This window comes from Pseudomonas sp. GW821-FHT04D07 (genome assembly GCF_059420225.1).
In genome coordinates this window covers 1-13,642 of record NZ_JBWKTH010000049.1, presented here as the reverse complement: position 1 = coordinate 13,642, position 13,642 = coordinate 1, and the positions used below count along the sequence as shown (strand labels likewise).

At 63.2% G+C, this 13,642-nt stretch carries 11 protein-coding genes and 1 tRNA gene; all 12 read left to right on the top strand.

Annotation, left to right across the window (positions count from 1 at the left end; translation table 11 throughout):
* The first annotated feature begins 240 nt into the window (after nt 1-240).
* On the top strand, nt 241-1,239 hold the full coding sequence (locus tag AC07T0_RS31070; RefSeq protein ID WP_495004765.1) for an aspartate-semialdehyde dehydrogenase: 999 nt from the start codon (nt 241-243) through the stop codon (nt 1,237-1,239).
* Between the two features lie 208 nt (nt 1,240-1,447).
* On the top strand, nt 1,448-4,078 hold the full coding sequence (locus AC07T0_RS31065; protein WP_495004764.1) for a motility hub landmark protein FimV: 2,631 nt from the start codon (nt 1,448-1,450) through the stop codon (nt 4,076-4,078).
* Between the two features lie 419 nt (nt 4,079-4,497).
* Complete coding sequence (truA, locus tag AC07T0_RS31060) at nt 4,498-5,322, top strand: tRNA pseudouridine(38-40) synthase TruA (protein ID WP_495004776.1); 825 nt, start codon at nt 4,498-4,500, stop codon at nt 5,320-5,322.
* A gap of 64 nt (nt 5,323-5,386) precedes the next feature.
* On the top strand, nt 5,387-6,019 hold the full coding sequence (locus AC07T0_RS31055) for a phosphoribosylanthranilate isomerase (protein ID WP_495004763.1): 633 nt from the start codon (nt 5,387-5,389) through the stop codon (nt 6,017-6,019).
* A 94-nt stretch (nt 6,020-6,113) separates the two neighbouring features.
* Nucleotides 6,114-7,034, top strand: a complete 921-nt coding sequence (gene accD / locus AC07T0_RS31050) for an acetyl-CoA carboxylase, carboxyltransferase subunit beta (RefSeq protein ID WP_495004762.1) — start codon at nt 6,114-6,116, stop codon at nt 7,032-7,034.
* Nucleotides 7,031-8,338, top strand: a complete 1,308-nt coding sequence (folC, locus tag AC07T0_RS31045; protein ID WP_495004761.1) for a bifunctional tetrahydrofolate synthase/dihydrofolate synthase — start codon at nt 7,031-7,033, stop codon at nt 8,336-8,338. Before accD ends, folC begins: the two co-directional genes overlap by 4 nt.
* Nucleotides 8,322-8,984, top strand: a complete 663-nt coding sequence (locus AC07T0_RS31040) for an SPOR domain-containing protein (protein WP_495004760.1) — start codon at nt 8,322-8,324, stop codon at nt 8,982-8,984. The genes folC and AC07T0_RS31040 overlap by 17 nt, the downstream gene beginning before the upstream one ends.
* A gap of 96 nt (nt 8,985-9,080) precedes the next feature.
* Complete coding sequence (locus AC07T0_RS31035) at nt 9,081-9,638, top strand: CvpA family protein (protein ID WP_495004759.1); 558 nt, start codon at nt 9,081-9,083, stop codon at nt 9,636-9,638.
* A 41-nt stretch (nt 9,639-9,679) separates the two neighbouring features.
* Nucleotides 9,680-11,185, top strand: coding sequence for an amidophosphoribosyltransferase (purF, locus tag AC07T0_RS31030; RefSeq protein ID WP_495004758.1), 1,506 nt, complete (start codon nt 9,680-9,682; stop codon nt 11,183-11,185).
* A gap of 184 nt (nt 11,186-11,369) precedes the next feature.
* A complete protein-coding gene (locus AC07T0_RS31025) occupies nt 11,370-12,581 on the top strand; it encodes an O-succinylhomoserine sulfhydrylase (protein WP_495004757.1) in 1,212 nt (403 codons plus the stop codon).
* A gap of 11 nt (nt 12,582-12,592) precedes the next feature.
* Nucleotides 12,593-13,354 (top strand): SDR family oxidoreductase, encoded by a 762-nt coding sequence (locus AC07T0_RS31020; protein WP_495004775.1) that lies wholly within the window; start codon nt 12,593-12,595, stop codon nt 13,352-13,354.
* A 214-nt stretch (nt 13,355-13,568) separates the two neighbouring features.
* Nucleotides 13,569-13,641, top strand: a tRNA-Val gene (locus AC07T0_RS31015).
* Nucleotide 13,642: the final 1 nt, after the last annotated feature.

Sequence of the window (13,642 nt, the reverse complement as noted above, 5' to 3'; positions counted from 1 at the left end):
TCTCGTCAGATTCGCGGGTTTTTTTTGGTTTTCAGAGAGTTGCCGGATTACTTTGTGGGAGCGGAGCTTGCCCGCGAAGAGGGCCTTGAGATCGCTGAAAGCTTCGCGGGCAAGCTCCGCTCCCACAATTAGGGGGGAGGGCGGCCTTCAGTGGAGCAAACGGCGATAAATTGCCTGACCGCCGCGTCACGGGTAAAGTGCCGCTCCCCCCCCCCCCCCCGTTCCGCCTGAGGTCATCCCATGAGCCAGTCCTTTGATATTGCCGTGATCGGCGCCACCGGCACCGTCGGCGAGACCCTGGTGCAGATCCTCGAAGAGCGCGATTTCCCGGTGGCCAACCTGCACCTGCTGGCCAGTAGCGAGTCGGCGGGGCACTCGGTGCCATTTCGGGGCAAGAACGTGCGGGTGCGCGAAGTCGACGAATTCGACTTCGGCAAAGTCCAGCTGGTGTTCTTCGCCGCCGGTCCCGCGGTGACCATCAGCTTTGCCCCGCGCGCGACGGCGGCGGGTTGCACGGTGATCGACCTGTCCGGCGCCTTGCCCGCGCCCCATGTGGTGCCGGAGGCCAATCCCGAGGTGCTGGCGGCCCTGGGCAAGCCGGTACAGGTCAGCAGCCCCAGCGCCGCGGCCACTGCATTGGCGGTGGTGCTGGCGCCGCTCAAGGGCCTGGACATCCAGCGGGTCACGCTGACCGCTTGCCTGGCGGTATCGAGCCAGGGGCGCGAGGCGGTGACCGAACTGGCCCGACAAACGGCGGAGTTGCTGAATGTTCGCCCGCTGGAGCCGCGCTTTTTCGACCGGCAGATGGCCTTTAACCTGTTGGCCCAGGTCGGTAAGCCGGATGCCCAGGGGCATGTGTCGCTGGAAAAACGCCTGGTCAGTGAACTACGTGAGTTGCTCGCGGCACCTTTGTTAAAAATTTCAGTGACTTGCATTCAAGCCCCGGTGTTTTTCGGCGATAGCTATAGTGTCTCTCTGCAAACCGCCACCGAAGTTGATCTGGCCGCTGTGAACGCTACGCTGGATGCGGCGCAGGGGATCGAGCTGGTAGAAGCGGGCGACTACCCGACGGCGGTGGGTGACGCGGTGGGGCAGGATGTGGTTTATGTCGGACGGGTGCGTCGCGGTGTGGACGACCCGTGCGAGCTGAATCTGTGGCTGACAGCCGACAATGTGCGCAAAGGTGCGGCATTGAACGCTGTGCAACTGGCAGAGCTGTTGATAAAAGACCTGCTGTAAAAGATACTTGGCGGCAATTTGCAGAATGATTCTAGCCTGACGCTATGCTCAGGCTGGTTGCTGGAGGTGAACCTGTCCTCGGGCATTTGCAAGGGCGTCGGCTGAAACCGCGCGCTGCGGCGATGATTTCAAGGGCGCGCACACTGCCGCAAGGCGGGCGACACCACCTTCTCGCTAGCCGAGGAATGCACAAACAAAGGAAGAGGCTATGGTTCAAGTTCGCAAACTGGTGTTAGCAATAGCGGCCGCTTCGGCGCTGTCTTCCGGTATGGCACACGCGCTTGGGCTTGGGGAAGTGACCCTCAAGTCAACTCTGAACCAGCCGTTGCTGGCGGAAATCGAATTGCAGGATGTCAGTGGCCTCAGCGCCTCGGATATCGTTCCGAGCCTTGCCTCGCCCCAGGCCTTCGCCGACGCCGGGGTCAGTCGCCAGGACTTTCTCAACGACCTGACCTTCACACCGGTGATCAACCCCAGCGGTCGCAGCGTGGTGCGGGTCACCTCGAGCAAGCCGCTGTCCGAAGCCTATGTGCGCTTCCTGGTGCAGGTGCAGTGGCCCAACGGTCGGCTGATGCGCGACTACAGCGTGCTGCTCGATCCGTCGAAATACACGCCGTCCGCCGATGCCGCCAAGCCCGCCGCCGCTGCCGCAAATGCGCCGGCCACGCCTGTCGCGCCGGTCACCGCGCCGACCAAGGCCAAGCAATACACCACCGGCCCCAAGGACACCTTGTGGGACATCGCCTTGAAGGAGAGCAACGGCGCTTCCGTGCAGCAGACCATGCTGGCGATCCAGGCGTTGAATCCGGGGGCTTTCCTTGACGGCAACATCAACCGCCTGAAGACCGGCCAGGTGCTGCGCCTGCCTGATCGCGTCGAAAGCCGCGCGTTGGCGCAGCCCAAGGCGATTGCCGAAGTGGCCGCGCAGAATGCCGCCTGGCGTGCGGGACGGCGCTCGGTGCATGCTGGCAAGCAACAGATCGATGCCACTCGGCACAAGGGCGCCGAGGGGGGGCCGGCCAAGGCCGCTGGCAAGGATAATTTGAGCCTGGTCTCCGCCGAGTCCGGGAAGAAACACGGCAAAGGCGCCGCTGGTGACAACAAGGCCTTGAACAACAAGCTGGCGGTGACCCAGGAAAGCCTGGACAGTACTCGTCGCGACAACGCCGAACTGAAAAGCCGGATGGAAGACCTGCAAAGCCAGCTGGACAAATTGCAGCGCCTGATTCAGCTGAAGAACGACCAGTTGGCCAAGCTGCAGGCCGAAGGCTCGACTGCCGCGCCAGCGGCCGGGCAACCGGCCAATGCCATGTCGGCCCAGCTCGCCGCCAAGCCGGAGGCAGTACCTGCCGCGCCTGTGGTGGCGCCGGCCGCCGATGCGGCCAAGCCACCGGTTGCAACGCCGATCCAGCCTGACACCGCCGTGCAAGAGCGCAAGCTCGATGATCTTCTGGCCAGTCCGATCCTGATGGGGCTGTTGGCCGGCTCCGTGGTGCTGGTGTTCCTCCTGCTCCTGCTGTTCCTGGCGCGTCGCCGCAAGGCCAAGCTGGAAGCGGAAAAGCACCTGCGTATGGCCCGGGCGTTAAACGAGGAAAGCGGCTTTTCCGAAGAGCTGGATATGCCTGAAAGCAGTTTCGAGGGTCTGGAGGTCCCTCCGCCCAGCGTAAAGCTGGCACCCGCTCCGGCCCCGGTCCCGGCCGCTGAGCGTCCTACCGATGTACTGGACCAGGCTAACCTGCATATCCAGCGCGGTCACCTGAATCAGGCGGCCGGCTTGCTCGAAGAAGCGGTGAAGTACGAGCCGCAGCGTACCGATGTGCGCCTGAAACTGATGGAAGTCTACGGCCAGCAGGGCGATCGTGATGCCTTCATCGCCCAGGAGCGGCAGTTGCCTGCCGGTCAGCACCTGGCCGAGGTCGAGCAGCTCAAGAGTCGCTTTCCGTCGATGATCGCCGTTGCCGCGGTGGCGGGTCTCGGGGCGGCGGCCGTAGCGGCTGAGTTGAGCGAGGACTATGTCAAGGAGTTGCTGGCCGATGAACCGCCGGCTCCAGCTCCAGTGCCAGCACCCGTGCCCGCTCCGGTTGCGGCGCCGGCACCCGTGGTGGCGGCGGATGATCTCTTCGACAGCGATTTCGACCTGAGCCTGGATGATCTCGAAGCGGTCTCGCCGACGGTGGTTGAGCCGGCCAAGGTGGAGCTGGATGACCTGCAACTGGACGACGACCTGAGTTTCGAGTCGATTCTGGGGCAGCAGGCCGGGGCCACGCCGACCCTGGATGACGATTTGAGTTTCGAGTCGGTCCTGGAACAGCAGGCACCGGCCAAGCCGGTCCTTGACGATCTGTCGGATTTCGATCTGGACCTGGATGGGGAAGCACCGCTGTCGACTTCGGCGGACGAGGACTTCCTGTTGAGCCTGACCGAAGACCTGAAGGACTCCGATGCCGAGGTCCCGACCTTGGGCGCGGGCGGCCTGGACGATCTGGACCTGCCGGCGGATTTCGATCTGGCGCTGGCGGACGAATTGGAGGCACACTCCGGCCCGAATGCCTTCACTGACGAACTGGATGACGTCAACGCCGAGCTGGATCGTCTGTCCCAGAGCCTGGAGCAGCCGCCACTGGCGACGCCAAGCCTGGCGGCTGACGAATTGCCCGAGGACGAGTCGTTCGACTTCCTGTCGGGCACTGACGAAGCGGCCACCAAGCTCGACCTGGCCCAGGCTTACATGGACATGGACGACAGCGACGGTGCGCGGGATATCCTCGCCGAAGTGCTGAGCGAAGGCAGTGAAGCGCAGAAAGCCGAAGCGCGGGAGATGCTCAAGCGTCTGGCTTGATCGACGCCTCAACAAAAAACGGCAGCCCCAGGGCTGTCGTTTTTGTTTGTGCTCAACGCGGTCGTTGTGGGAGCTGGCTTGCCGGCGATGGCGTCCGTAAGGTCAATGCTTGATGCGACGGGCCATTTCCTCGACGGTCTGCCAGGTCATGTGGCGGGCGTGCAGCATGCCTTCCAGGCTATAGGCCTGGCCGACGGCTTCCTTGTGGATCGCGTTCATTCATCAGGTCTCGGTAGAGAGGTTGTCGTTATTTACTTTTCTATATAGCGATAACCGGTCAGTCAGAGAATATCCGCCCGTGGGGTGAACTAAAAGTCCCTTGCGCATGGCGTCTCGGCTGGCTGGCCTTATAATGCCCGCCTTTGCGTCAACCAGCAGGCTGTGAGTTCTTGGCAAATATAGATAACCCGGCCGCCGAAATGGCGGCCGATGGCTTTTTCAGGATCGCCCTGGGCGTCGAGTACAAAGGTTCCCGCTATTGCGGCTGGCAGCGTCAGGCGTCCGGTGTGCTGACGGTGCAGCAGACCCTGGAAGAAGCTTTGTCGAAAGTGGCGGACTCGCCGGTTTCGCTGATGTGCGCCGGGCGCACCGATGCCGGCGTGCATGCCTGTGGCCAGGTGGTGCACTTCGATACCCGCGCCGAACGCTCGCTGAAGGCCTGGGTCATGGGCGCCAATATCAATCTGCCCCATGACGTCAGCGTCAGTTGGGCACAGGTGATGCCGGCGCATTTCCATGCGCGTTTCAAGGCGATCGCCCGGCGATATCGCTACGTGATCTACAACGACCAGATCCGTCCGGCCCATTTGAACCAGGAGATCACCTGGAACCACCGCCCGCTGGATGTCGAGCGCATGGCCGAGGCCGCCCGCCACCTGATCGGCACCCATGACTTCAGTGCGTTCCGTGCCGGCCAGTGCCAGGCCAAGTCACCGATCAAGGAAGTGCACCACCTGCGGGTCACCCGCCACGGCAAGATGATCGTCATCGATATCCGAGCCGGGGCCTTCCTGCATCACATGGTGCGCAATATCGCCGGGGTGCTGATGACCATCGGTGCCGGCGAGCGGCCGGTGGAGTGGGCCAGGGATGTCCTGGAAAGTCGGGTCAGGCGCACCGGCGGCGTCACCGCGCATCCATTCGGCCTGTATCTGGTGCAGGTGGAGTACCGCGACGAGTTCGCGCTGCCGCAGCGTTACATCGGGCCGCACTTTCTCACCGGCTTCTCGGAACTTGACGGCTGACGCCTGGAAAAGCATTTGTTACCATCCGGGACTTTCTCGGAAAACACCTGGGGTTGTTTACGACATGTCCGCCGTTCGCAGCAAAATCTGCGGGATTACCCGCATTGAAGATGCGTTGGCCGCCGTCGACGCCGGGGCCGACGCCATTGGCTTGGTGTTTTACGCCAAAAGCCCGCGGGCGGTGACGATCCAGCAGGCGCGGGCGATTATTGCCGCCTTGCCACCCTTCGTGACCACCGTCGGCCTGTTCGTCAATGCCAGCCGCTGCGAGTTGGGGGAGATCCTCGATGCGGTGCCGCTAGACCTGTTGCAGTTCCATGGCGATGAAACCCGCGAGCAATGCGAAGGTTATCACCGTCCCTATATCAAGGCGTTGCGGGTCAAGGCTGGTGATGATATCGCCGCGGCCTGCGCGGCTTACCCGAGTGCCAGCGGGATTCTCCTCGATACCTATGTGGAAGGAGTTCCCGGGGGAACTGGCGCGGCATTCGACTGGTCTCTGGTACCACCGGGCCTGGGCAAGCCGATCATTCTCGCCGGCGGCTTGACCGCCGACAACGTGGCCGAGGCCATCGCCCGGGTCAAACCCTATGCCGTGGATGTCAGCGGCGGGGTGGAGCAGGGCAAGGGCATCAAGGATCGTACAAAGATCGAGGCGTTCATGCGGGCCGTACGCGGTTGCGCGGCGCCAATGTGACGGCTGGCAGCCTGCCGCCGTCCATGCATACCGCCGCAGAAAACAGGCGGGCCCGGTTGTCCGACGGGCCGAAAACGAATTGGAGAAAGAAAGCATGAGCAACTGGTTAGTAGACAAACTGATCCCTTCGATCATGCGTTCCGAGGTGAAGAAAAGCTCGGTGCCTGAAGGTCTGTGGCACAAGTGCCCATCGTGCGATGCGGTGCTCTATCGTCCGGAGCTGGAAAAGACCCTGGACGTCTGCCCCAAGTGCAACCACCACATGCGCATTGGCGCCCGTGCCCGTATCGATATCTTCCTCGACGCCGAAGGCCGCGTCGAGCTGGGTGCGGACCTGGAGCCGGTGGACCGCCTGAAGTTCCGTGACGGCAAGAAGTACAAGGACCGCCTGAGCGCGGCCCAGAAGCAGACCGGCGAAAAAGACGCCCTGGTCTCCATGAGCGGCACCCTGCTGGGTATGCCGGTGGTGGTTTCCGCCTTTGAATTCTCGTTCATGGGTGGCTCCATGGGGGCCATCGTCGGCGAGCGTTTCGTACGTGCCGCCAACTACGCCCTGGAAAACCGTTGCCCGATGATCTGCTTCGCCGCTTCCGGTGGTGCGCGGATGCAGGAAGCGCTGATTTCCCTGATGCAGATGGCCAAGACTTCGGCCGTGCTGGCGCGCTTGCGTGAAGAAGGCCTGCCGTTCATCTCGGTGTTGACCGACCCGGTCTACGGCGGTGTTTCCGCGAGTCTGGCGATGCTTGGCGATGTGATCGTCGGCGAACCCAAGGCGTTGATCGGCTTCGCCGGCCCGCGCGTGATCGAGCAGACCGTGCGCGAGAAGCTGCCGGAAGGCTTCCAGCGCAGCGAGTTCCTGCTGGAACACGGTGCCATCGACATGATCATTGCCCGCCAGGAGCTGCGTCCACGCCTGGGCAATTTGCTCGCCCAGATGATGGGCCTGCCGACGCCCGAGTACATCGCCCTGCCTGTTGAGCCTGTCATTGTCCCGCCGGTGCCTGCAAGCCTATGACCGAACGTACCCTGGGCGAGTGGCTCGCCTACCTGGAGCAATTGCACCCATCGGCTATCGACATGGGGCTGGAGCGCTCGCAAGAGGTAGCGAACCGCATGGGGCTGGGCAAGCCGGCGCCTCGGGTAGTGACCGTGACCGGGACCAATGGCAAGGGTTCGACCTGCGCCTTTGTCGCTTCGTTGCTGCAAGCGCAGGGGCTCAAGGTCGGCGTCTATAGCTCGCCGCACCTGCTGCGCTACAACGAGCGTGTGCAGATCAACGGGGTCGAGGCGACGGACGCGCAGCTGTGCGCGGCCTTCGCTGCGCTTGACGCCGGACGTGGCGAGACTTCCCTGACCTATTTCGAGATGGGCACTCTGGCCGCGCTCTGGCTGTTCGAGCGCTCGGGCCTGGATGTGGTGGTGCTGGAAGTCGGCCTGGGCGGACGCCTGGACACGGTCAACGTGGTCGATGCCGACCTGGCGCTGGTGACCAGCATCGGTGTGGATCATGCTGACTACCTGGGTAACACCCGTGAGTCGGTGGCCTTCGAAAAGGCCGGGATCTTCCGTCCGGGCGCGCCTGCGCTGTGTGGTGACCTGAGCCCGCCGCAACCGCTGCTGGACAAGGCCCGCGAGCTGGGCAGCCCGTTCTTCCTGCGCGGTCGGGATTTCGATCTCGGCCTGACCGATGCAAACTGGCAGTGGCGTGGCGTTGATCGTCAGGGCCAGGTCGTCGAGCTGCGCGATTTGCCGCTGCTTGACCTGCCCATGGAAAACGCCGCCCTGGCCCTGCAGGCCTACCTGCTGATGGATCTGCCCTGGCAGCCGGAGCGGATTGCCCAGGCGCTGCAAGACACCCGTATGGTCGGTCGGCTGGATCGGCGTAAGCTGACCTGGCAAGGCAAGTCCCTCAGCCTGATGCTGGACGTGGGGCATAATCCCCATGCCGCGGAATACCTGGCCGAGCGTCTGGCGCGCAGTCCCCTGAAGGGGCGGCGCCTGGCGGTGTTCGGGCTGTTGTCGGACAAGGACCTTGAGGGTGTGGTTGCACCGCTTGAGCGACATGTCCAGCATTGGGCGGTGACGCCGTTGCAGACTCCGCGCAGTCGCCCGGCCATTGACCTGCAGGCCGCCTTGGCGGCCCGTGGTGCGTCGCTGAACGTTTACGAGAGTGTCGCCGCTGCGCTGGAGGGGCAATGTGCCCAGGCCACGGCCGATGACGAGATTCTGTTGTTCGGATCGTTTTTTTGTGTTGCCGAGGCGCTGGAGTGGCTGGCCCGGCGCGCCACGGAGGAGGCTGCCAATGGCAATGCTGGATAAAGCGTACAAGCAACGGATGGTCGGCGCGCTGGTGCTGGTGGCGTTGGCGGTGATCTTCCTGCCGATGCTGTTTTCCCGCCAGGACGAGCAGCGCCAGGTTCGCGTCGAGGCACCGACGGCTCCCCAGCTCTCGGCGTTACCGCAGGTCAAGGTCGAGCCGGTGCCGGTTCCCGAGCCACAGGCATTGCCCCAGGAACCGGTTCCGGGCGATGACGAGGAGACCCCGGTGCCTGTCGCACCAGCACCGGCAGCCAAGTCCGTCGCTCCAGTCGCGGTGGCCAAGCCCGCGCCTGCCCCCGCTGCTGTCGCCAAGCCAGCTCCGGCACCGACGCAAACGCCGGCCCAGGTGGTCGCGGTGGCGCCGTCCAAGCTCGATACCACGCAAAATCGCGTGGATCCCAACGGCCTGCCGATCAGTTGGTCGGTGCAGTTGGCCAGCTTGTCCAGTCGCGACAGTGCCGAAAGCCTGCAAAAGACCCTGCGCAGCCAGGGCTACAACGCCTATATCCGTTCTTCCGATGGCAAGAACCGGGTCTTTGTCGGTCCGCTGATCGAGCGTGCCGAGGCCGATCGGCTGCGTGATCTGCTGGGCCGTCAGCAGAATCTGAAGGGTTTTGTCGTGCGTTTCCAACCAGAACGCGGTTAAGTCCGCGGCTTTGTATCGAAATGCTCTGACAATCGCCTTACCAGTGGGGCGGCGCTCTGCTAAAATGCGCCGCCTTATCCGTCTGTAGGCTGCACTGTGCCATTTACCTGGGTTGACTGGGCGATTATTGCGATAATCGTCGTTTCTGCGTTGATCAGCTTGAGCCGTGGTTTCGTCAAGGAAGCCCTGTCCCTGCTCACCTGGATCATTGCCGGCGCGGTCGCCTGGATGTTCGGTGGCTCGTTGTCCGTGTACCTGACCGACTATATCCAGACACCTTCGGCGCGCGTGATCGCGGGCTGTGCAATCATGTTCGTTGCCACCCTGCTGGTGGGTGCCATGATCAACTACCTTATCGGCGAACTGGTTCGCGTCACCGGCCTGTCCGGGACCGATCGCTTCCTCGGCATGGCCTTCGGCGCCGCGCGTGGCGCGCTGCTGGTGGTGGTGGCCGTCGGGCTGCTGAGCCTGGGGCCGGTCCAGCAGGATTCGTGGTGGCGCAGCTCGCAGCTCGTGCCAAAATTTCTATTGGTCGCCGACTGGTCCAAGAACCTCATCCTGGGGTGGAGCAGTCAGTGGCTAGCCAGCGGAATCAGCGTACCCGCTGACCTTCCGTTCAAGGAACATCTCTTGCCGGCCAAAACGCCTCAGTAAGGGCTGTTCAGTTCAGATTCATTAAGTAGGGGTTGCGTCGCATGTGTGGCATCGTCGGTATCGTCGGTAAGTCGAACGTCAATCAGGCGCTGTATGACGCGCTAACCGTGCTCCAGCACCGCGGCCAGGACGCTGCCGGTATCGTGACCAGCCATGACGGCCGGTTATTCCTGCGCAAGGACAACGGCCTGGTCCGCGATGTATTCCATCAGCGGCACATGCAGCGCCTGGTCGGACACATGGGTATCGGCCACGTGCGCTACCCGACAGCCGGCAGCTCGACCTCGGCTGAAGCTCAGCCGTTTTATGTCAACTCGCCGTATGGCATCACCCTGGCGCACAACGGCAACCTGACCAACGTCGAACAGTTGGCCAAGGAAATCTACGAGTCCGATCTGCGCCACGTCAACACCAACTCCGACTCGGAAGTGTTGCTCAACGTGTTCGCCCACGAGTTGGCCCAGCGCGGCAAGCTGCAACCGACCGAAGAGGATGTGTTCGCCGCAGTGACTGACGTGCACAACCGTTGCGTTGGCGGCTATGCGGTGGTGGCGATGGTGACCGGCTACGGTATCGTCGGTTTCCGCGACCCCCATGGCATCCGTCCGATCGTGTTCGGTCAGCGTCACACCGACGAAGGCGTCGAATACATGATCGCCTCCGAGAGCGTGTCCCTGGACGTACTCGGCTTCACCCTGATCCGCGACCTGGCACCGGGCGAAGCGGTCTACATCACCGAAGACGGCAAGCTGCACACCCGTCAGTGCGCGACCAACCCGTCGCTGACCCCGTGCATCTTCGAACACGTCTACCTGGCGCGTCCGGACTCGATCATCGACGGCGTGTCGGTGTACAAGGCGCGTCTGCGCATGGGCGAGAAGCTGGCGGAGAAGATCCTGCGCGAGCGTCCGCAGCACGACATCGACGTGGTCATCCCGATCCCGGACACCAGCCGTACCTCGGCCCTGGAACTGGCGAACCATCTGGGCGTGAAGTTCCGCGAAGGCTTTGTGAAGAACCGCTATATCGGTCGGACCTTCATCATGCCGGGCCAGGCCGCGCGGAAGAAATCCGTGCGCCAGAAGCTCAATGCCATCGAGCTTGAATTCCGTGGCAAGAACGTCATGCTGGTGGACGACTCCATCGTTCGCGGCACCACCTGCAAGCAGATCATCCAGATGGCCCGCGAAGCCGGCGCGAAGAACGTCTACTTCTGCTCGGCGGCCCCGGCGGTGCGTTATCCGAACGTCTACGGCATCGATATGCCGAGTGCCCACGAATTGATCGCGCACAACCGCACAACCCAGGATGTGGCTGATCTGATCGGCGCCGACTGGCTGATCTACCAGGACCTGCCGGACCTGATCGAGGCCGTCGGTGGCGGCAAGGTCAAGATCGAAAATTTCGATTGCGCGGTGTTTGACGGCAAGTACGTCACCGGCGACATCGACGAGCATTACCTGGCCAAGATCGAGCAGGCGCGTAACGATGCGTCCAAGGTCAAGACCCAGGCGGTCAGTGCGATCATCGACCTGTACAACAACTGAGTGAAAGCCAGCTCCGGGGTTGGAATGCGCTCCTGATAACACTGCAACCCGTGTAGGAGCCGGCTTGCCGGCGATGGCGATGCAGGATTCAGCACCGCTATCGCTGGCAAGCCAGCTCCTACAGGACCTCATCGCCCCCCCGGCGGTTTTGTATCCTCCAAAAAATCGAACAAGGAGTGGCAGCATGAGTCAGGAATGGGATGCCGGTCGGCTGGACAGCGATCTCGAAGGCGTGGCCTTCGACACCCTGGCCGTCCGTGCCGGTCAGCACCGCACGCCGGAAGGCGAGCACGGCGACCCGATGTTCTTCACTTCCAGCTACGTGTTCCGCACCGCTGCCGATGCGGCGGCGCGTTTCGCCGGGGAAGTGCCGGGCAACGTCTATTCGCGCTACACCAACCCCACCGTGCGTTCGTTCGAAGAGCGTATCGCGGCCCTGGAAGGGGCTGAGCAAGCAGTCGCCACCGCCACCGGCATGGCCGCCATCATGGCCGTGGTCATGAGCCTGTGCAGTGCTGGCGACCATGTGTTGGTCTCGCGCAGTGTGTTCGGCTCCACCATCAGTTTGTTCGAGAAGTACTTCAAGCGCTTCGGCGTTGAAGTCGACTACGTGCCATTGGCCGAGCTGTCCGGCTGGGACGCGGCGATCCGGCCGAATACCAGGCTGCTGTTCGTCGAGTCGCCGTCCAATCCGTTGGCCGAGCTGGTGGACATCGCCGCCTTGGCCGAAATCGCCCACGCCAAGGGGGCGATGCTGGTGGTCGACAACTGCTTCTGCACGCCGGCCCTGCAACAGCCGTTGAAGCTGGGCGCGGACATCGTCGTGCATTCGGCGACCAAGTTTATCGACGGCCAGGGCCGTTGCATGGGTGGCGTGGTCGCCGGGCGTGGCGAGCAGATGAAGGAAGTCGTCGGTTTCCTGCGCACCGCCGGGCCGACCCTCAGCCCGTTCAACGCCTGGATCTTCCTCAAGGGCCTGGAAACTCTGAACCTGCGTATGCGCGCCCACTGTGCCAATGCCCAGGCTTTGGCCGAGTGGCTGGAGCAGCAGGACGGCATCGAGAAGGTCCATTACGCCGGTCTCAAGAGCCATCCACAGCACGAACTCGCCCAGCGTCAGCAACGCGGCTTCGGTGCGGTGGTGAGTTTCGAGGTCAAGGGCGGTAAAGAGGGCGCCTGGCGCTTTATCGACGCCACTCGACTGATCTCGATCACCGCCAACCTGGGGGACAGCAAGACCACCATCACTCACCCGAGCACCACCTCCCACGGCCGTCTGGCGCCGCAGGAGCGTGAAGCCGCGGGGATTCGCGACAGCCTGATCCGTGTCGCCGTCGGCCTTGAAGATGTAGCCGACCTGCAAGCCGACCTGGCCCGCGGGTTGGCGGCCTTGTGATCGAGTGGTCCCTGGACGCGGCCGTTGCCAACAACGGCCGCGTCGCCCTGGTCACGGGCGCGGCGCGCGGCATCGGCCTGGGGATTGCGGCCTGGTTGATCAGTGAAGGCTGGCAGGTGGTGCTCACCGATCTCGATCGTGGTCGTGGCGCCAAGGTCGCCCGGGTCCTGGGTGAGAATGCCCGTTTCATTGGCATGGACGTGGCTGACGAAGCCCAGGTGATCCAGGGGGTCGCCGAAGTACTGGGGCGTTTCGGCCGGATCGATGCCCTGGTGTGCAACGCGGCGATTGCCGATCCGCACAACATCACCCTGGAAAGCCTCGACCTGGCGCACTGGAATCGTGTGCTGGCGGTCAATCTCAGTGGGCCGATGTTGCTGGCCAAGCACTGTGCGCCTTATCTGCGTGCCCACTGCGGTGCGATCGTCAACCTGGCCTCTACCCGTGCGGCACAGTCGGAGCCCGACAGCGAAGCCTATGCCGCGAGCAAGGGTGGCCTGTTGGCCCTGACCCATGCCCTGGCCATCAGCCTCGGCCCGGAGATTCGCGTCAATGCGGTCAGCCCGGGCTGGATCGATGCGCGTGATCCTTCGCGGCGTCGGGCCGAGCCGTTGAGCGACGCCGATCATGCCCAGCATCCGGCAGGCCGGGTCGGGACGGTCGAGGATGTGGCGGCGCTGGTGGCGTGGCTGTTGTCGAGGAGTGCGGGGTTTGTCACCGGCCAGGAATTTGTGGTCGACGGCGGCATGAGCCGCAAGATGGTCTACCGCTAGGAGCGAGCGTGCTCGCGATGGACGTCAACGATAACGCGGGAAGTCTGCTAGCCCGCAGTGTTTGGGCTACCATCGCGAGCAAGCTCGCTCCTACAGAGAGCAGGGCTTGATGGCCTTGGCTGTGACACGAATCGGTCTTTTTATGAAAAACTTCAAGCAGGCTATTGACTTAGGTCCGCTATCTGCGTAAATTTCGCGGCCTCAACGAAGCAAAGGGTGATTAGCTCAGCTGGGAGAGCATCTGCCTTACAAGCAGAGGGTCGGCGGTTCGATCCCGTCATCACCCAC